Source organism: Arthrobacter antibioticus (assembly GCF_030063205.1).
Classification (GTDB): Bacteria; Actinomycetota; Actinomycetes; order Actinomycetales; family Micrococcaceae; genus Specibacter.
On the sequence record NZ_JASISQ010000005.1, the window covers coordinates 19348 to 37738 of the forward strand.

The following is an 18391-nucleotide window of genomic DNA, read 5'->3' on the forward strand; positions in this document are numbered from 1 at the left end:
TCACCACACTGTTGGCTCAACCCTAAGGCCAGATGAACCATGTCTAGCCTAAAACCTAACAGAATCTGTCAAAGAGGGTTGGGGAAGCACCTAGGGCTTTTCGGAGATCGAGACGCCGCCACACTTGGTCAGCCTGTACAGCTTGGCATGGCCCTCACTGGCCACCAAGGAAAAGGCCGCCGAATCTGGTGCCAGAGTCACACCCGGGTAGAGGGATCGGGGGTTATTAAACGCTGGAATATAGTCCGTGCCAAAATCAAGGAGGTATGTCACACCCAGCCGTTTTGCAGCCGCACAAACCTCTTGATCAGTACCGATGCGGTTGAGCCAAAACCGCAGCATGTACAAGTCCGGACTTAGATCGCCTTGGGAACTATAAGGAAAGAGCATTGTCCGCTCTGCCAGCGCCATGGCAAGAGCTGAGCCGTTATAAGGATTATTGGCAATCACATCATCCTTGGTGGTGTAGTTCCCGAGCCGGTGGATCAACGCAAGCTCCTGGGCATCCACCTGCGCCAGCCCGTTAGGATTCGCAGGGACGTTATACATAATGCCCACCTGCTCTTTCATCTGCCACAGTCCCGGGTTAGCGAAAGTCAGTACGACGACGAGCGCTGCCACCGCCGCCGTCTTGCCTTTGCGCTGCCACAGGGCCGAACCGGAAAAGATCTTTGGGAAACGGTGGCTAAACCAGCCAGAAAGCGTGACCATGCCAAGGGCCGCCAGTGGCACCGCCAGCAGGGGCATCAGCGCAGCAATTCGTTCCGGATTGTCCCACCAGGGAGCCATCGCGATGTTCGCCAGCACAAAGTTTGTGCCGGCTGATAGTGGATAAGTGAGAATTAGCAGCACCAAAGAGGCCGGCAACCAGCGCAATCCAGTGAGATGAAAACCGGCGCGCACACCTATGAGAACCAATGCGCTCAAGGCCAACGCCGGAAACCAGATGGGCGCCGGAGCGTGGGTGAAATTGCGGATCAGCGCCAGCGGGAAGGACAAAAACGCTGGGCTTGTGTAATTGAACAGACTACGAATTTGGGGAAGCGTATACAACGCGGCTAAAACGGCAGCTGTCACCATCACAAAGAAACCCAACCGCTTCCAGCCATGGAAGGAGCTGCGGCCAAAAGCGGTGCGTATCCAGGAATACAGCAAATAGCCCAACAGGGGTGTTAGCACCAGCAGGACGCTGAACACGCCGTTGGGCTGGGCTGTGATTGCACCAGGCAGGAACAGTGCCACGACAGCCAACGCTTGTGCAGGGTTCAGGCCCGAATGGACGGTGGGTCGCAGGATCAGCAACACCAACCCGATCCCCACAGGCACCAGTGCGTTGGACAGAGCATTTGGATAGGCGGAGCCGTACTGCACTAAAAGCCACGGGAAAGCAGGAAAAGCTGCGGCAAAAGCACCTGCGCAGACGAGCAGCATAGCTTTGCCGCCGAACAACACACGCGTGAGGAACACGCAACTTAGCGGCCATACAACACCGGCCACTGCTAGCCACATGATGTTGGTGGCAGCGGGAATGCTGATGCCGGTGAGGATGGCAAGCAGACTGGTGAGACCGTGCCATGCGCCAGGGTAGAAGGCGGCTTTAACTGTGGGAAGAATGAAGCTTGAGAGGGCGAAGGAGGAGGCGTTGGATGTTTCCACGGCAAACGCTGTGGCGTTCAGGTGGAATACCGAGTCGTAGCCTTGGGTGAACTGTTCAGGATTTTGGGCAACCAAGACCAACAATGTCGTTGTCATTGCCAGTGCCAGCAAGACTCCCGCCAGCATTGGGAGGATGCTTGCCCTGAACTTTTCCTTGCGCAGGGGTAACGCAATTTTTAGGGCCGGGATGAAGTACCGTGCAGAAGCAGCTGTCGCGGCCGTAACTAGCGTCCCCAGCAGCACCACCGGGATGTGCCATGGCAGATGGATCAAGGGGGCAACTATGGCGCTGACAGCCACAATCGAAACAGATACTGCAGGGGCCAGACAAAAGGCCATCAAAGAGCGTACACGCAACGTTGCCAGCACAGCCGCGCCGGGCAGGGTGAGTATAAACAACGCCACAATGAAAGCTGGCAGCGCTTCAAACCATGAACTCACCCAAACATCCTGTCTTAGATTGTTGGGCCGGGTCAGGCCTTTTTGACCACACTGGATTTAAGTTTCATGGCGCCGAAGCCGTCGACCTTGGCGTCAATGTCATGCCCATTGACGGGGTCTATAAGGCGGATATTGCGAACTTTGGTACCAATTTTCAAATCTTGCGGGCTACCTTTAATCTTCATCGTTTTCACGATGCTCACAGTGTCGCCGTCGTTCAGGACATTTCCCACAGCATCCTTAACTACCGCCTGAACCAACGCGTCGTGCGCCGCATCAGGTGCTTGGACCGGCACAAATTCATGTGCACATTCTGGGCAAACCAATAATTCGCCCATCTGGTAGGTGTATTCACAGGCGCAAACGGGGCACGGAGAAAGGGTCTCACTCATGGCCTCCATCTTAGCCGCATCCCCATTTTAGTCTTGGAGCCACCAGCCTGCACTAAAGCCCTGAGAAACGTACGGAATAAAAAACAGCGACATCCATTGGATGCCGCTGCTGTTTAATCTGGTCGGGGTGACAGGATTTGAACCTGCGGCCTCGTCGTCCCGAACGACGCGCGCTACCAAGCTGCGCCACACCCCGATCCGTAGCTTTCACCTAACCTGCGAAGGTCTGAAAAAGCAACCACTCAAGACTAGCGGACAGGGGCCATGATCACGAAATCGTGGCGTGCCACTGACCCGTAGATTACGAGGTATTAGGTCAAGGAAACACGTGAATACGAACTGACCAAACTGCCTGTTTCCTTAGGTTCTTAGGTTCCTAGCGTCGAGCCGTGAGAGTCAACACAACAGCTTCAGGCCTGCACGCGAAGCGGAAGGGGGCAGTGCGTGCGGTGCCTATCCCTGCGGAGACGTTCACCGGCGTCGTACGTCCATAGGCCTCCCAGTCATTGAGGCCCCGAGCTCGCCACGTAGGCAAGTCGCAATTACTGACAAGTGCCCCGTAGCCGGGAATGCAGACCTGGCCGCCATGGGTATGGCCAGCAAGGATCAAATCCGCGCCCTCTTGAGTGAAATGGTCAAGAACACGCTGATACGGGGCATGCGCCACAGCGATTTTCACGTGCGGGGCGGAATCTTGGTTGATTGAACCCTGCGGCCAACCGGCGTAACGCTCCCGGTTTAGATGTGGATCGTCAACGCCGCTGAAATCGAAGCGAATGCCGTTCATCGGAAGGGATTGGGCACGGTTTGTCAGATCGACCCAACCACCAAGCCCAAAGCCGGTGTGCAGTGCCTGCGTGTCCAGCGGGATGGGATGGTGCCTGGTCCCGGATGGGTGCTTAGAGGGACCTGTTAGATAGGAGAAAGGGTTTTTGAAACTCGGTGCGAAATAGTCGTTTGAGCCCGGTACAAAAACCCCCGGGAACTTCATTAGCGGACCGAGGGCATCCAAAAGCGGAGCAATCGCATCCGGGTGGCTAAGGTTATCGCCGGTGTTGACCACAAGATCCGGCTGCAACGAGGCCAACTCCCTGAGCCACCGGGTCTTCTTGTGCTGGCCCGGGGATAAGTGGATGTCAGAAAGATGCAGCACAGTAAAGGGCGCCGAACCGGGCGGGAGAATGGCCAAAGATTCTTCCCGGAGTGCAAACCAATGCCGTTCAATTAAGGCACCGTACGCCACAGCGCCGGCACCAGCGGCCAAGACAACCCCCGCCGCCGCACTGAATGTGGATAAGCGGGACGGGGCTGCGTACGTTCGTGACATCAGGGCGACGCTCTACTCTTTCTTGTCTTTATCGTCAGGTTTGTTATTGCCTTTATCGTCGCCGTCCGTGGGCTTGTCAGAATCCTTGGGCTTGGGCGGAATTATCACCGGCGCGTTGACCATGCTGGCCGGTGGGAGGTCAAAGCCATTGACATCAAAGAACCCCGCGATCTGGTTCATGTAACCCTGCCAGGCCTTCCCAGCGTAGGTTGCGCCGTCAACGTAGTCGATGCGCTGGTTGGCGATCAGTTTGCCGTTGTTGGATGCGTTCTTATCCTCCGGGCTACCCAGCCATGAGGCCGTCGCCAAACCGCGGGTGAAACCAATGGTCCACGTGTGTTGGGAGTCATTGGTTGTTCCCGTCTTGGCTGCTGCCGGGTACTGCAAGCCCAGCTGGTAGCCGGAGCCACGAACCAGGACCTCCTGGAGCACGTTGTTCACACCCGCAGCAACTTCTGGCTTGATCGATTGATTGCAGTTGGCGCTGGGCACGGGAAGTGGTTCATCTTTCGCATTTTTGATGGAAATCAACGCGATGGGGTCGCAGTGAATCCCACCTGCGGCGAAGGTGGCAAATGAGGCTGCCATGGTCAGGGGTGCAACCTCGCCACTACCCAGCAGGCTGCTGATGTAGTCAACGTTGTATGGCTTATTGGGGTCTTCTCCCAAGTGAATGCCGGTTGCCGTCATCATTTTCTGAATGTTACAGACATCCAGTTTGTCAGCGCTGGCGAACGTGGCAGTGTTTAGGGAGTTGTACAAGCCCTCCCGAGCCGTCACGGTCCGGTAATAGTCCTCAGTCGCGTTCTGGAGATCGTCGGCGGCTTCCGGATTACTGGAATCGTAGATACCTCCGGTTGCCCCACAGGAGTTATTCCATTGGTGGGAGGCCGGGTACCGGCGCACCGCGGCATTCACAGAGTCGTTGATCTTGTGCCCGGAGTTAAGCCATTCGGCAAAGGTGAATGGCTTAATGGTTGAGCCCACATCGAAACCACCGGAGCCACCGAGGGAATTGCCTTTGGTATCAACACGATCAACATTGAAGTTGTAGTCGGTCTTCCACTGTCCTTCCGGTGCTGCCAACTTGGTGTTTTGCGCCATTGCCAAAATCTTTCCACTGGCTGGCTGGACCGTCACCAGCGATTGACCAACTTTATCCGGGTTGTTATCCATTGGCGTGAAGTTTTGCAGTTGGGTTTGGGCCGCATCCTGCAGACCGGCATCCAGTGTGGTGGTGATGGTCAATCCACCCTGCAGCAGCAGTTTTTGCCGTGCTTCCACAGTTTTTCCGTAGCTAGGGTCGTTGACGAAAAGATGAGTGACGTACTCGCAGAAGTACTCTGCACGGACCGCCGTAGTGCAGCCCCGTTGATTGGGTTGGACATTGAGCCCAATGTCCGTGGCCACGGCCTCTTCGTGCTGCTTTTTATCAATTTTTCCCTGATCCAGCATATGATCCAAAACCATGTTTCGGCGTGAAATAGCGTTCTCGGGATTGACCAGAGGATCGTAATAACTGGGCCGGTTAACCACACCTGCAAGTAACGCAGCCTGAGGCAAGTTCAAGTCCTTGGCATGGGCACCAAAGTAGAAGTTGGACGCCGATTCAATGCCGTAGTTGTTGTTGGCAAAAAACACCCAGTTCAAATAACCCTGAAGAATCTCATCCTTGGAATATTTTTTGTCCACAGCAATGGCGAGCTTAATTTCGCGGACTTTGTCCCCGACCTTCTTGTCCCCACCTTGTTTGACCTTCTCCAGTTCACCGTTGGCCGCGAATGTCTGAATAATTACGTTGTTCACGTATTGCTGTGTGATGGTGGAGGCGCCTTGGCGGTCACCGCCTCTGGCCATGGCAGTTACAGCACGCATCAGGCCGCGAGTGTCGATGCCACCATGCTCGTAGTAGCGAGCGTCCTCAACGGCGACGATTGCATCCTTCATGAAGTCGGAGATGCTATCCAACCCCACCTCTGTCCGGTTTTGATCGTAGAAAGTGGCAAGTAACGAGCCGTCTGAGGCCAGAATCTTCGATGACAAGGCAGGAGTGCCGATGGCCATCTCATCGGGAAGGTCATCGAAGAATGTGATCGATGAGGACGCCGTGCCGCCTGCCAGGGCTACTGCCGGGACCATGAGTCCTGCCACAAGGACACCACAAATAGAGCTAATGCCCATGAAGGCGACCAGTTTGCCCAGAGTTGTGGCGGTATCGAAAATAGGGTGTTTTTTTGCTGCCATTTTCTCAGCTTAGCTGCAGGGGCTACGCTTTGAAGTATGACCAAATGGGAGTACTCTACGATTCCGCTGATTATCCATGCCACCAAGGCGATTCTTGACCAGTGGGGTGACGAGGGCTGGGAGCTGGTCCAAGTTGTTCCTGGCCCGGATGGCAAAGGCCTTGTTGCGTATTTGAAACGAGAGAAGGCTTAGTCTTGAATACCGCATCAGATCAAGGAACTTCACGTATTGAAGCGCGCATGGCGGAGCTTGGCTTAAGCCTTCCTGCCGTGGCCGCCCCGGTGGCGGCCTATGTGCCGGCCGTGGTCTCAGGCAAGCACGTTTATACCTCAGGCCAGCTGCCATTTATTGATGGCAAACTCACAGCTACCGGCAAGGTGGGCGCCGAGGTTTCCGCTGAGGACGCAAACTCCATGGCCGCAACTGCCGCTATCAACGCCATTGCGGCAGTTAAAAGTGTCATTGGTGACCTTGACCGTGTGATCCGGATCGTGAAAGTTGTGGGCTTTGTTGCCTCGGATCCGTCTTTCACCGGTCAGCCGGGTGTTATTAACGGTGCCTCGGAACTGCTCGGTGAAATATTTGGCGAGGCAGGCGTGCACGCACGCTCCGCTGTTGGGGTTTCCGTTTTGCCATTGGATTCCCCCGTTGAGGTTGAGCTGATTGCCGAATTCCAGTAATAATCCTGCCGTCTTCAGACCCGGCGGTACGCGGTGCTTCCCGCTGAACAATGATCAGCGGGAAGCTGCGCAGGCTTGGGTTGAATTTGGTGCGCGCACCCCCAGTAAACCGCGGCAGGCGTCATCCGTGGTGTTGTTGAAGGACAGCCCAGCCGGGTTGAAAACGTTTTTGACGTACCGGCCCGGCGGATCACCGCTGGGCACAGTTGCTTTTCCCGGCGGCACCATTGATCCCGCGGACGACGACGTGACCGACTGGGTGGGTCCCTCGGCGCTTGCGTGGGCCAAAAGCATGGGCACTGTTGACAGTTCCCTGGCCAAACGTCACGTGGTGGCTGCTATCCGTGAACTGTTTGAAGAGACCGGTGTGTTGCTTGCCGGACCGGACGCGTCGTCTCTGGTGGAAAATATCTCTGGGGCAGACTGGATGCGCGCACGTGAGTCTATTGCGGCCCAGGAATCTACATTCTCCGCACTTCTGGAACGCTACGGCTTGGCCCTGCGTACCGATCTGCTCAAGCCGCTGAGCCACTGGATGAGCCCGGACTTCGCGCACCGACGATTCGACACACGATATTTTGCGGCAGCAAGGCCAGTGAATCAGGAACCATCGCTGCTCACAAGCAAGGGAGTATGGGGCCGATGGGCAAGTGCCGCAGAGATTCTTGGCGACCGTGCCACCGCCGCCCTGGGCGATGAAATAGGTGTGCCCGCCACGGCCGGACTGGCTCTGGGTGAACTTGTTGTCCCGGGCGTTGAAATAATTCTGGAAAAAATCGCTGCTGCCCGAGGCTGTATTGCCTACTTAAACCACAAACGCGCCATCAACGAGTACCAGCCGAAGCTTGTCACCGATACCGACGAGGATTTCAGTCTTGAAGTCTCGACGGCTCCAGCATCTGAAGGTGGCCCCTGCCGGGAACGGTAGGCACTTCTGCAGCGTGAGCGTGCTAGCTCCGTGCTGCAAGCAGATTGCTGTAGATGCCCACGAGAAGTTCTGCATGTGCACTTGCTGAAACCCGCTGTTGAGGGATAGCTAGTGTCGTGCTCATTGACGGCAGGGTGCTTGTGTTGGCCATCAACAACCGAAATGCCGCTGCGAGATCCTGGTGGCTCTGGGTAGCGGCTACTACGTAAGCGCCAACCGGCAACCCTTCCCCTAAATCAGGGTCGGAAAGCACAATTGGTAAGCCACAGGACATTGCTTCAAGTATCACCATGGGTTGATTATCAAAACCATAAGAAGATGATACAAAAGCGTGGTGTTGTTGCATGGCCGCCAGAACTTCCTCCTGTGCAACACTGCCGTGCATCCGTACTCTATGGTCCACTCCAAGGTGTTTGACGAGCCGTTGGAGCTTGGCCGCAGCCGCGCCGTCGCCGTAAATATTGGCTACCACGGCCTCGCCAGCGGCGGCTACAGCTTGTACAAACACTTCGGGCCGTTTTTCCGGGGAGATCCGCCCACACCACATCAACTTAAGCGGCTCGTGGGCAGCCTTGGTGCGAGGTTGGGCGGTGCCCACAGAATTTAGCACGGAGTCTTCTAGACCGTTGGAGATCACGTGAACTGGTGCCGTGAGCCCTTGACGGACCAATTTGGCGGCAAAGTGAGCTGATGGCACCACCACAGCATCGGCGGTATTACCTTGGGTGGTCATCAGCTGCCACATCCGTCGCGCCACCGCGGAATGCATATAAGCATCTTCGGGATGCTCCGGCGCAGACCCATGGCCAAGGTGGCGTCGGTGAACTGCGGCAAGCACGCGAGTAGTAATCTCGGGAACGGGAAGAACATTGGCTGTGTAGACATCCAAGCGACCGTGCATGCTCTGCACCAAAGGCAGACTCAGCGTCCGAGCGGCCTTTATACCGGCAAGGGCGGCGAAAATTTCTGAATGTACATGCACCACATCAACGTTCCTCTCTGCGAGCGCTGCCGTGAGCACCTCAAACGCTTTTTGAGGTGGCCACGTGAACGGAGACCCATCCGGTTTGAACGCCTTGGAAGCAGGCAAAGCCACCACATCCGGGTCAAGGGAATCCAGGTCAGTGGAAGGAGTATGAAGTGGGGCGAAGATAGTAACGTGATGGCCCAGTTGACTCAGCGACTCCTTTGCCGCCTTGATGGCTGTCTGTACCCCGCCAAGCGTTGGCAGGTAATAGTCGGTCACCATGGCAATGTGCATGTTTCAACTATAGGGACGTCCCAGCGATTCCTCCCCACACCAAACGCCAGTGCGCCCCCAAGCCAGCGCGCAAACGTTCACCACGCCCAATTGGACATGGGCAGATGTCCGCGTGGTGGATTGTGGTTTGGCCCTGTGGTTCTACGATAGGCAAATGACTACTGATCCTTCCGGTGAGCCGCCCGTGGTTCTGATTACTGGAGCCACGGGGTTCCTTGGCGGATATGCAGTCCAGGAATTCATCTCCCAAGGATTCCGCGTGCTCGCCCATGGCCGCAACCCTGCCGCGCTTCAGCGGCTAGAGCTCCTGGGCGCCCAAACGATAGTGGGTGATCTTGCCGGGCTTTCGCAGCTCCGGAGACCTGTTGATGTTGTGGTGCACGCGGCTGCACTTTCGAGCCCTTGGGGGCGGTGGCCGGATTTTGAACTCAACAACGTAACCGGCACAGCCCACGTGGTCAGCTTTATGGAAAGAAACGCAGTTCCGCGTCTGGTCTTTGTCTCTTCCCCCAGCGTGTACGCGGATAGGGGGGACCGTCTTGCCATCAAGGAAAGCGAGCCTATCCGGCGTCGACCGCTAAACTCCTACATCCGTTCCAAGGTGGCAGCCGAGGCGCTTCTGCAAGAAGCTCACGACTTGGGACGGGTGAAGGAATTGGTGATGATTCGTCCGAGGGGCATCATTGGTGCCGGCGACACAAGTGTTGCGCCGCGGCTACTTTCTGCGTATCGCAAGATTGGTGTCCCTCTTTTTGCCGGCGGGGAGAACCTGGTGGACCTCACAGCAGTTCAGAACGTAGCGTACGCGCTGCGGCTGGCCGCTTGTGTTCAGGATGCTTCTGGGCAGGTGTACAACATCACGAACGGCCAGCCACGGGCCTTCAAAGACTTGCTGGAGATCCTCTTTCGGGAGTTGGATCTGCCACCACGCTACCGCCGGGCCAACGCCTCCTTGTTCTTCGCATTGGGTGCGGTCTTGGAGAATATTTTCGAGCTGGTCCCGGGTTCACCCGAGCCGCCGTTGACAAGGTACATGGTCTCCACCATTGCCTATTCTCAGACTCTGGACATCTCGCGCGCCCGCAATCAGCTAGGTTATGAGCCTCAGGTGGATATTGAATCTGCACTTGCCGCCTTTGCAACCGGATACAGGGGAGAACATGCCTAAAGGACGGCTGAGCTATTACGCCTGTGGATACACCACGCATCAGATGAAGCAACTGATGCGCTCTGCGCCACGCGAGCGCAGAACCTTTCCCGCTGGGGTATTCCTGTATCAGCACCCAGACGGGCGCAACGTGCTGTTCGACACCGGCTACGCACCGGCAACCTGGCGGGCCGGGGTCAAGGGATTTCTTTATAATCTGCTACTGCCTGTACGCCTAGTCAAAGAACAAAATATTGCCGCACAGCTATCACGTGATGGCATATCCGTGGACTCGATCACGTACGTGGTGTTGTCCCACTTGCACCCGGATCACATTGGCGGCGCACGGTACTTTCCTCAAGCCACCTTTGTCCTAAGTACACCGATGCTGGCAACGCTTTCTCATGCCAAGCTGAAGGAAGGTTTCCTTCCCGGGCTGCTGCCGCCGTGGTTTAGCGCAGCCCAGAAACTGATTGTTGATCCAGAATTAAGTGAATTCGACCTCCTGGGCGATGGCAGCTATCGCTTAGTTAGTCTGCCCGGGCATGCGCAAGGACACATGGGTGCACTGGTTGAAGAGCGCGCCCTGCTGGCCGGGGATGCCTCCTGGGGCGAGGACTTGATGGGGGAGGTTCCGCGTATGAAGACAGTGCCTAAGGCGATTACGCACAACTGGGTTGAATACCAGGAAACCGTCCAGCGATTGCAAAGGATGAAAGGCAATGGAATTCAACTATATTTCAGTCATGATCCCCAAGATCGCAAGCAATTGTTCTCATGACCTGCAGGAACCAACAACACTCAACAGGGGGAAATACAATGACGGAGCCTGGCCGAATACCCAGAATTCGTAATTGCCGTATTGCTGGATACGGAACGTACCTTCCGGAGAATCAAATAAAATTTGGGAATCAGAGACGGTACCGGGTTCCGGAGGGGGTAAGTCAGCTTGACATGCTCACTTCGGCAGCCGCGGACGCCTTAGCCCGGGCCGGTGTCAACGCGGACGAGCTGGAATGTGTCATTGGCGCCAGTGCAGCGGGCATCCAGCCTATTCCTTGCACCGCTGCCCTGGTACTTGAAAAGATTGCACCTCATGGGGTGGCAGCGGCTTTCGATGTGAACTCCACCTGTACTTCCATGATTACTGCCCTGGATATTGCCTCCCGTTATATTGCCGACGGCACATACAAGAGCATTCTCATTACAGCCGGGGACGTAGGTTCCCGTTTTCTGAACCCGGAGCAGAAGGAAAGCTTTTCCCTGTTCTCCGATGCCGCCGTTGCCTTTGTGCTGACCTCCACCGATGACCCTTCTCAAGGAGTCGTGGCCAGCACCCAACGAACGTGGGCCGCTTACGCCCATGACACCGAGATTAGAGGCGGGCTAAGCCGCTCCCCGGCTCAACTCTATGCGGGGGCCGACCCTGCCGATTATCTCTTTGACATGAATGGCCGGGCAGCATTGCGGAACATGATGCGGGTACTCCCTGACTTCTTGGGCGATTTCCTTGCCCGTTCGAGTCTTGATCTAAGTGATATTTCTCTTGTTATCCCGCATCAGGCGAGCCCGGCCCTGGGTTTGGCAATGCAGAGGATAGGAATCCCGAAGGATAGCTATATTGACTGGGTGGCCGAGATTGGAAATATGGTTTCCGCATCTGTCGGCTATGTGCTGGCGCAGGTGATGGAGCAAGAACGGGTGCGTGAGGGCCAGACAGTACTTCTTTTTGGAACGGCGGCCGGGTTGACCGCCAACGCGTTGGTGCTCCGGCTGTAAAAATATGCCACCTAAGGCAATCCGCCAAACAGGAATTATGGGTTTCAGCGCAGATAACTCCGGCCCGGCCACCCTAAGGTGGCCGGGCCGTTTCTTCTAGGCGGGCGCCCTAAAGTGGGCGGGTAGCCTGGTGTCTAGCGTGAACGCTGGCGCAAACGATTGACGTCCAAGATCACAACGGCGCGGGCTTCCAAACGAAGCCAGCCGCGCTGAACAAACTCGGCCAGCGCCTTGTTGACAGTCTCTCGCGAAGCGCCGACCAGCTGGGCCAATTCTTCCTGGGTCAGTTCGTGAGCTACCAGGATGCCGTCGGTGGCCGGGCGACCGAACCGGTCCGCTAGATCCAAGATGGCCTTGGCGACGCGGCCAGGCACGTCGGAGAACACAAGATCGGAGAGGTTGTCATTGGTGCGTCGCAGACGGCGGGCGAGAGCCTGCAGCAGCTGCATGGACACCTCGGGACGGTTGCGCAGCAGAGCGTTAAGAGATTCATTCTTCAAACCGGCGAGCCGAGTTTCAGACACGGCAGTAGCTGTGGTGCTGCGAGGTGCCGGATCAAAGAGCGCCATTTCCCCGAACAGCTCTCCTGGTCCAAGGATCGCGACCAGTGATTCGCGGCCATCAGAGGATGTTCGGCCTAGCTTCACCTTGCCTGAAACAATGAAATACAGCTGATCGCCTTGATCGCCTTCACGGAACACTGAAGCCCCGCGGGAAAGATCCACCTCGGCCAGCTCATCGGTGACAAGGCGGAAAGCCTCATCGTCGAGAGTGGCAAATAATGGTGCCCGGCGTAGTACCTCGATGTCCATGAAAACTCCTTACAGTATGTAACTAATCAGTTGTGACCTATTACTGATTGTTCCAGAACTTTTCTGCTTTTGTGACCAATTTGGCATTCGGAGCGTTCGTTATCAGCATATTGGCAGATTAGACACCGAAAAACGTCAGCACTGGCATGGTTGGGCCGGTAATATGTGGATCCGGGGCATAACCATGCCAATAAAACGCAATGTGGGCTTTTGCCCGGGACAGGCTGTGCACAAGGGTGTTTGGGTTCTCGTGGCTGGATGCGGTGCTGATCATTTGGCTTTTGTGGCAATTGATCTACGGCTTGAACGTTGGACTCGTGGTTGGTTTGGGCGGTCTCGCCGGATTTGTCGCGGGAGGCGTTGCGGCCTTTTTCGCCGCGCCGTTCGTCAACCAATTCGCGCCAAGTCCAAGCTGGCGAACAGCTATGGTGATCGGCGCCACGATCGTGTTGATACTTGTTGGTCATGCTGTGGGTATCCGCTTGGGCCGAGCCATGGGACGAAGGGTTAAGTCCGAACCCATCCGTGCCGTCAACCGTCTGTTGGGTGGTGCTCTGAATCTTTTTGTTGGTGCCCTCGTTATCTCGATGCTTGCCTTTGGCGTCTCCAACTTGGGTATCCCTGCCGTCTCCACAGCATTGAGCGGTTCGCAGATTGTTTCCAGAATCGATTCCTGGACCCCCGATCCTGTTAAAGTTGCTGTCGCCCAGATCCGTTCCTTGGTGTTGGAGGAAGGCATCCCCGCGTTGCTGGCCCCGTCGGGACCCAACGTTGAGATAGCAGTCCCCAATGCGGACACGAACACAGCGGCATGGAATAAGGCGGCGCAGTCAGTCATGAAAATCTCAGGCACGGCGTTCCAGTGCGGACAAAACCAGACAGGAACCGGGTTCGTCATTTCACCAGAACGGGTGCTGACAAATGCGCACGTAGTTGCTGGCGTGTCGATGCCAGTGGTGCAGACGCAAAAACAGGGTGCGTTGCCTGCCCGGGTGGTGTACTTTAACCCGGTTCAAGACCTGGCTATCCTCGCGGTAGATTCCTTGGCTGCGGCCCCGCTACCCGCGGCGGACACGGTAACGGCAAACACGGCCACGGCATTTGCCGGCTATCCCTTGGGCGGACCCTTGCAGGTGCGGCCGGCAACGGTCCTGTCTGCCGGCCCCGTACTTGTCCCGGATATTACCGGCGGCGCCAAGTCGCTTCTGGATATCTACCAGCTGGCCGGCACCGTTCAGTCGGGCAACTCGGGCGGACCATTGCTTGATGCGAAGGGCCAGGTGGTCGGTGTGGTCTTCGCGAAGGCCACTACAACCGAGAACGTGGGCTTCGCACTCACAATGAAGGAAGCCGGCCCCGTCATTTCAGCGGCGCCCATGCTCAACAGTGCTGTTCCTTCAGGGGCCTGTAGGGTCGGCTAGCTGCTGGGATTATTCTGAACTAACTGGGTGCAACGGAGCGCTACGGCAGCGACTTCTCCAAAGCGCTCACTGCCAGGACGTAACCGTGTACTCCGGCCCCGACAATGACTGTGCTGCACACCGCCGACAGGTACGAATGCTGCCTGAATTCCTCGCGTTGGTGAACGTTTGAGATGTGCACCTCCACTGCGGGGAGCTCGACGGCGACAATCGCGTCGCGCAGCGCAACTGAGGTGTGCGTGTAGGCGCCTGCGTTGATGATAATACCTACGGCAGTGCCGCGTGCTGAATGAATTGCATCGATCAGGGCACCCTCATGGTTTGACTGCACGCAGATGGTACTGAACCCTGCTGCCCCGGCCGCTTCTGTGGTGAGCGCTTCGACGTCGGTAAGTGTGGTTGAGCCGTAGATCTGTGGTTCGCGGGTACCCAACAGATTCAAGTTAGGTCCATTGAGGATCAGCAAAGCGCCGCGGTCAGCAGCAGTGGTTGAGGTCATGGCTTAATAATGCCTCAGAGAAGCAACAAACCCGCACTAGTGGCAGGAAATCATCACAAACTGTGGATTTTCAACAACTAGTGCGGGTCAGTTGGGAGTTGCTAGGCCTTTAGCGACTCGACGATCTGGTTCATGACCGTGTTATCGGCAAGGGTTGAGGAATCGCCGGCTGCACGGCCCTCCGCTACGTCCTTGAGGAGACGGCGCATGATCTTGCCTGAGCGGGTTTTGGGTAGTTCCGGCACAACCAAGATGGTTTTTGGTTTGGCGATGGGACCAATTTCCTTGCCTACGTGGTTGCGCAAGGTGGTGACGATGTCGTCATCTTCTACAGCGGAACCGCGCAGAATCACAAATGCCACAACTGCTTGACCGGTGGTTTCATCCGCTGCACCTACAACTGCTGCCTCCGCAACGGAGGGATGGCTGACAAGGGCAGATTCGATTTCCGTGGTGGAAAGTCGGTGCCCGGACACGTTCATGACGTCATCAACGCGGCCCAGCAACCAAACGTCGCCGTCTTCATCCCATTTGGCGCCGTCGCCGGCGAAGTACATGTCATCGAAACGAGACCAGTACGTGTCTTTGTAGCGTTCGTTGTCGCCCCAAATTCCACGCAACATCGCCGGCCATGGTTCGCGGATCACCAAGTAGCCGCCGTGCCCGTTGCCCACTGAAGCGCCCATCTCATCAACCACGTCAACGGCGATCCCTGGCATGGGCACCTGAGCCGATCCGGGTTTGGTGCTGGTAACCCCGGGTAGTGGGGCAATCATGATGGCCCCAGTCTCCGTCTGCCACCACGTGTCCACGATGGGTGCCTGGTTCCCACCAATGACACGGCGGTACCACATCCAGGCCTCAGGGTTGATGGGTTCGCCCACAGAACCGAGAAGTCGAATGGAGGAAAGATCGTACTTGGCGGGGATATCCTCGCCCCACTTCATGAAAGTTCGAATCGCGGTGGGTGCAGTGTACAAAATCGATACTTTGTACTTTTGTACGATCTCCCAAAAGCGGCCCTGGTGGGGGGAATCCGGGGTTCCCTCATACATGACCTGGGTTGCCCCGTTGATCAGTGGCGCATAGGTGACATAGGAGTGGCCGGTGACCCATCCGACGTCGGCCGTACACCAGAAAACATCCGTTTCCGGGTGCAGGTCAAACACGGCGCGATGGGTGTAAGCCGTTTGTGTGAGGTAGCCGCCGGTGGTGTGCAGGATGCCTTTTGGCTTCCCCGTGGTCCCAGAGGTATACAGAATGAATAGCGGATGCTCGGCGGCGTGGCCAATGGCTGTGTGCTCGATCGATGCGGTGCCCACAGTGTCATCCCACCAAACATCGCGGCCCGCAACCCAGTCGACGTCCTGACCATTGCGCTTGACAACAACAACGTGCTGGACGCTGTGCCCGGGGGCACTCAAGGCTTCGTCAACAGCAGTCTTTAAGGAACTTGGCTTGCCCCGACGGAAAGTTCCATCAGCGGTGATAACAAGCTTGGCTTCGGCGTCATCTACGCGTGAACGAAGGGCGTCCGCGGAGAAGCCGCCAAAAACAACAGAATGGATGGCGCCAATGCGGGCGCAGGCCAGCAGCGTGATGACGGCTTCGGGAATCATGGGCAGGTAAACCGCCACGCGGTCACCCTTAATAAGTCCCAGAGTCTGGAAAGCGTTGGCGGCCTTTTTGACCTCTTCGGTCAACTGCGCGTACGTGTAAGTGCGAGTATCGCCTGGCTCACCCTCAAAGTAGATGGCCACGCGGTTGCCATTGCCGGCCTCAACGTGACGGTCCAGCGCGTTGTAGGCAGCGTTGATTTCGCCGTCCTCAAACCATGTTGCAAAAGGTGGGTTGGTCCAATCAAGTGTCTTTGTGAAGGGCTTGGACCAGCTCAGGAGTTCGCGCGCCTGCTGGGCCCAGAATTCCGGACGGTCAGCGGCGGCCTTGGCATATTCGTCACCATGGATCACCGAGTTGGCGACAAATTCCGGGCTCGGCTCGAACTGGCGGCTCTCCGTGAGTAAGTTCTCCAGCGCATCCCCGGACTGGTTGTCCGCTGCGGTTGTGACCTCAGACATCTAAAATCCCTTCGTTCCTTCTTAGCTGATGCCCCGTTGAATCCAGATGCGTGGCTTTTACCTCTTGGGAAGGCGGAGATACGCGAAATGGATACTGGGGGGGCAACGTTTTATTCCAGCTTTAACTGTAGCCCTTTGGGGAACATAACGTGTCTGTCGTCACAGCTCAACGGGTCCAATGGCGTCATATCTGCGCTCAAGTGCATCCACAGGCTCCCTACGTTGATGGGTAGTTCTCCCCATTAGGGCATTTTAGAGCTGTTTAAGCTGTGGCTGGCTAGTGTTGCTTGGCTGGGGTAACTAGGCTGGATAGCGAACGTGACTTTGAGGAGTAAGACCATGACAGAGCAACACACGCCTTCTAAGCAGGCAGCTACCAGCCCTGAGAACTCGGCTGTCAGCAACGCCGTAGTTGGCCCGCTGACCATACGGGACCTTGTTGTCCTGGGCGGCGTAGCGATCATTTTTATCGCCTCAGTGGTGCCGATCATTGTGACAATCGCGGGCAGCCTGAACATCTGGAACACCAGTGGGCTGTTCTTCCTTGGGATAGGAGTCATCCTGCCGCTGGTAGTTGGTGGCCTGTTCCTGGCACGCAGGCTGAGCCCGCAAACCCAGGTCCGGGTTGGGTCACTTTCAATTGATCAGTTCGCCTCAGTGGTGGCCGCCTTCGCCACATTTTTCTTCTTCACCGGCACAGTAACCAACTTCAGTTTCGCTCTTCTGGTGGGGTTGGTTGGATCGTTGATCCTTCTGGCAGCCACCGTTTGCGCCCAGTGGATACCTTTCCTCGCCTCCGACTTTGCCGGCCGCGTTGAGGTTCCTGCACATATTGCGGCGCGTGACGCCGTACCAGCGCACAAGCGTCCCGCTGCACCCAAGCCGGTAGTCGCCAACCAGAACGGCGGCGGAGCATTTGGTCAGGGCAAGCCCCAAGGGCCCGGGGCTCAGGGGCAATATGTGCCCGGCCAGACGACGCAGGCTCCTGTAGGTGGGCAGCAGAACCAGCCGACAGGTGCTTGGCCCGCAGCACAGGAACACTCCGGGCACACCTCCGCTGGCCAAATCTTCACCCCGGCGAATAGCTCCACGGGCCCAGCTCAGGCTGGATCCGCTGCGGCGGACACGAGCCATGCCCCGGCTGCTGCGGCCGCGGCAGCCGTTGCAGCGGAGGGCGTTTCCTGGGACGGCGCAAATATCGCGGACACCCACGGGCACGCATCCAGCTCAGCTGCGGCTCCGGCACAGCTTTCAAATCAAGCTCCCGCGCCGGCACACGGTTCCTCGGATTCAAGCACAGCCGTTCGCTCCGACGATGGCGCAGCAACCACCTTGAACCCGCAGGTTGCGGTGCCAGCAAAGGAGAGCGCCCCCGCAAAGGGCGACTCCGCTCTTTCGCGCCCAAGCACCACTGACCCAAGCACCACTGACCCCGGCACCACTCATGGTGACGCGTCACCGGCTAAGGAGAGCATTGCTGCCACGGTTAGCCCCAAAACCAGCGCCGCAGCCGTGATTGCCGAGCCGTTCTGGTTTGCGGTGGATCGGCCACAGAACGTGATCGATGATAAATCACGCCAATTTGTTTTCAAGCTGACACCGGGCTCGTGGATTCTGGCTTTGGAGGACCGCGGGACCAGCTTCCTCGTTCAGAACAACCATGGCAAGACGGGTGTTCTGCTGGACATTGTGGGAATTGAGCGCGCCTCGGATAGTGCTTAACGGC

General features: G+C 57.0%; 16 protein-coding genes and 1 tRNA gene. 8 read left to right on the plus strand and 9 right to left on the minus strand.

The window, feature by feature from the left end:
• Positions 1–90 precede the first annotated feature (90 nt).
• The 5 genes from QMG40_RS11610 to QMG40_RS11630 all read right to left on the minus strand — a co-directional run bounded on the left by QMG40_RS11610 (position 91) and on the right by QMG40_RS11630 (position 6060).
• A complete protein-coding gene (locus QMG40_RS11610; RefSeq protein WP_283531224.1) occupies positions 91–2097 on the minus strand; it encodes a DUF6541 family protein in 2007 nt (668 codons plus the stop codon).
• Positions 2098–2129: 32 nt separating this feature from the next.
• The gene (locus QMG40_RS11615) at positions 2130–2489 is read right to left on the minus strand and encodes a zinc ribbon domain-containing protein YjdM (RefSeq protein WP_283531225.1); all 360 of its coding nucleotides are present in this window, start codon (positions 2487–2489) and stop codon (positions 2130–2132) included.
• A 119-nt stretch (positions 2490–2608) separates the two neighbouring features.
• A tRNA-Pro gene (locus QMG40_RS11620) sits at positions 2609–2685 on the minus strand.
• Positions 2686–2865: 180 nt separating this feature from the next.
• Positions 2866–3816 carry a metallophosphoesterase gene (locus QMG40_RS11625; RefSeq protein ID WP_283531226.1) on the minus strand — a complete coding sequence of 317 codons (951 nt, stop codon included), beginning with the start codon at positions 3814–3816 and terminating at the stop codon, positions 2866–2868.
• Between the two features lie 12 nt (positions 3817–3828).
• The gene (locus tag QMG40_RS11630) at positions 3829–6060 is read right to left on the minus strand and encodes a transglycosylase domain-containing protein (RefSeq protein WP_283531227.1); all 2232 of its coding nucleotides are present in this window, start codon (positions 6058–6060) and stop codon (positions 3829–3831) included.
• A 36-nt stretch (positions 6061–6096) separates the two neighbouring features.
• On the opposite strand from QMG40_RS11630, the gene QMG40_RS11635 reads away from it, so the two are divergent.
• The 3 genes from QMG40_RS11635 to QMG40_RS11645 are packed head-to-tail and all read left to right on the plus strand — an operon-like array spanning position 6097 to position 7668.
• Positions 6097–6252 (plus strand): hypothetical protein, encoded by a 156-nt coding sequence (locus tag QMG40_RS11635; protein ID WP_233913031.1) that lies wholly within the window; start codon positions 6097–6099, stop codon positions 6250–6252.
• 47 nt (positions 6253–6299) lie between these two features.
• Entirely contained in the window at positions 6300–6740 is a 441-nt protein-coding gene (locus tag QMG40_RS11640) for a RidA family protein (RefSeq protein ID WP_283531433.1), read from the plus strand.
• Positions 6724–7668, plus strand: a complete 945-nt coding sequence (locus QMG40_RS11645; protein WP_459252999.1) for an NUDIX hydrolase — start codon at positions 6724–6726, stop codon at positions 7666–7668. Before QMG40_RS11640 ends, QMG40_RS11645 begins: the two co-directional genes overlap by 17 nt.
• Before the next feature lie 22 nt (positions 7669–7690).
• Here QMG40_RS11645 and QMG40_RS11650 read toward each other — a convergent pair whose 3' ends face one another.
• A complete protein-coding gene (locus tag QMG40_RS11650) occupies positions 7691–8929 on the minus strand; it encodes a glycosyltransferase (RefSeq protein ID WP_283531228.1) in 1239 nt (412 codons plus the stop codon).
• A gap of 154 nt (positions 8930–9083) precedes the next feature.
• Between QMG40_RS11650 and QMG40_RS11655 the strand changes: the two genes are divergently transcribed.
• The 3 genes from QMG40_RS11655 to QMG40_RS11665 all read left to right on the plus strand — a co-directional run bounded on the left by QMG40_RS11655 (position 9084) and on the right by QMG40_RS11665 (position 11855).
• Positions 9084–10097 (plus strand): NAD-dependent epimerase/dehydratase family protein, encoded by a 1014-nt coding sequence (locus QMG40_RS11655; protein WP_283531229.1) that lies wholly within the window; start codon positions 9084–9086, stop codon positions 10095–10097.
• Positions 10090–10857, plus strand: coding sequence for an MBL fold metallo-hydrolase (locus QMG40_RS11660; protein ID WP_283531230.1), 768 nt, complete (start codon positions 10090–10092; stop codon positions 10855–10857). The genes QMG40_RS11655 and QMG40_RS11660 overlap by 8 nt, the downstream gene beginning before the upstream one ends.
• Before the next feature lie 173 nt (positions 10858–11030).
• A complete protein-coding gene (locus QMG40_RS11665) occupies positions 11031–11855 on the plus strand; it encodes a 3-oxoacyl-[acyl-carrier-protein] synthase III C-terminal domain-containing protein (protein WP_283531231.1) in 825 nt (274 codons plus the stop codon).
• A 134-nt stretch (positions 11856–11989) separates the two neighbouring features.
• Here QMG40_RS11665 and QMG40_RS11670 read toward each other — a convergent pair whose 3' ends face one another.
• Positions 11990–12667, minus strand: a complete 678-nt coding sequence (locus tag QMG40_RS11670; RefSeq protein ID WP_283531232.1) for a Crp/Fnr family transcriptional regulator — start codon at positions 12665–12667, stop codon at positions 11990–11992.
• 200 nt (positions 12668–12867) lie between these two features.
• Between QMG40_RS11670 and QMG40_RS11675 the strand changes: the two genes are divergently transcribed.
• Positions 12868–14088 carry a MarP family serine protease gene (locus QMG40_RS11675; RefSeq protein WP_349361620.1) on the plus strand — a complete coding sequence of 407 codons (1221 nt, stop codon included), beginning with the start codon at positions 12868–12870 and terminating at the stop codon, positions 14086–14088.
• A gap of 40 nt (positions 14089–14128) precedes the next feature.
• Here the strand turns inward: QMG40_RS11675 and aroQ are convergent, their stop codons facing one another.
• Both aroQ and acs read right to left on the minus strand, forming a co-directional pair.
• Complete coding sequence (gene aroQ / locus QMG40_RS11680; protein WP_283531233.1) at positions 14129–14587, minus strand: type II 3-dehydroquinate dehydratase; 459 nt, start codon at positions 14585–14587, stop codon at positions 14129–14131.
• Between the two features lie 101 nt (positions 14588–14688).
• Positions 14689–16665 (minus strand): acetate--CoA ligase, encoded by a 1977-nt coding sequence (gene acs, locus QMG40_RS11685; RefSeq protein WP_283531234.1) that lies wholly within the window; start codon positions 16663–16665, stop codon positions 14689–14691.
• A 339-nt stretch (positions 16666–17004) separates the two neighbouring features.
• On the opposite strand from acs, the gene QMG40_RS11690 reads away from it, so the two are divergent.
• Positions 17005–18387, plus strand: coding sequence for a hypothetical protein (locus tag QMG40_RS11690; protein ID WP_283531235.1), 1383 nt, complete (start codon positions 17005–17007; stop codon positions 18385–18387).
• Positions 18388–18391: the final 4 nt, after the last annotated feature.

What these genes read in the sequence shown, in the direction of transcription:
- QMG40_RS11655 (WP_283531229.1), top strand. Translation starts at nt 9,084, where the DNA reads ATGACTACTGATCCTTCCGGTGAGCCGCCCGTGGTTCTGATTACTGGA.
- QMG40_RS11675 (WP_349361620.1), top strand. Translation starts at nt 12,868, where the DNA reads ATGTGGGCTTTTGCCCGGGACAGGCTGTGCACAAGGGTGTTTGGGTTC.
- QMG40_RS11635 (WP_233913031.1), top strand. Translation starts at nt 6,097, where the DNA reads ATGACCAAATGGGAGTACTCTACGATTCCGCTGATTATCCATGCCACC.
- QMG40_RS11625 (WP_283531226.1), bottom strand. Translation starts at nt 3,816, where the DNA reads ATGTCACGAACGTACGCAGCCCCGTCCCGCTTATCCACATTCAGTGCG.
- QMG40_RS11630 (WP_283531227.1), bottom strand. Translation starts at nt 6,060, where the DNA reads ATGGCAGCAAAAAAACACCCTATTTTCGATACCGCCACAACTCTGGGC.
- QMG40_RS11670 (WP_283531232.1), bottom strand. Translation starts at nt 12,667, where the DNA reads ATGGACATCGAGGTACTACGCCGGGCACCATTATTTGCCACTCTCGAC.
- QMG40_RS11615 (WP_283531225.1), bottom strand. Translation starts at nt 2,489, where the DNA reads ATGAGTGAGACCCTTTCTCCGTGCCCCGTTTGCGCCTGTGAATACACC.
- QMG40_RS11650 (WP_283531228.1), bottom strand. Translation starts at nt 8,929, where the DNA reads ATGCACATTGCCATGGTGACCGACTATTACCTGCCAACGCTTGGCGGG.
- aroQ (WP_283531233.1), bottom strand. Translation starts at nt 14,587, where the DNA reads ATGACCTCAACCACTGCTGCTGACCGCGGCGCTTTGCTGATCCTCAAT.
- acs (WP_283531234.1), bottom strand. Translation starts at nt 16,665, where the DNA reads ATGTCTGAGGTCACAACCGCAGCGGACAACCAGTCCGGGGATGCGCTG.
- QMG40_RS11640 (WP_283531433.1), top strand. Translation starts at nt 6,300, where the DNA reads ATGGCGGAGCTTGGCTTAAGCCTTCCTGCCGTGGCCGCCCCGGTGGCG.
- QMG40_RS11660 (WP_283531230.1), top strand. Translation starts at nt 10,090, where the DNA reads ATGCCTAAAGGACGGCTGAGCTATTACGCCTGTGGATACACCACGCAT.
- QMG40_RS11690 (WP_283531235.1), top strand. Translation starts at nt 17,005, where the DNA reads ATGACAGAGCAACACACGCCTTCTAAGCAGGCAGCTACCAGCCCTGAG.
- QMG40_RS11665 (WP_283531231.1), top strand. Translation starts at nt 11,031, where the DNA reads ATGCTCACTTCGGCAGCCGCGGACGCCTTAGCCCGGGCCGGTGTCAAC.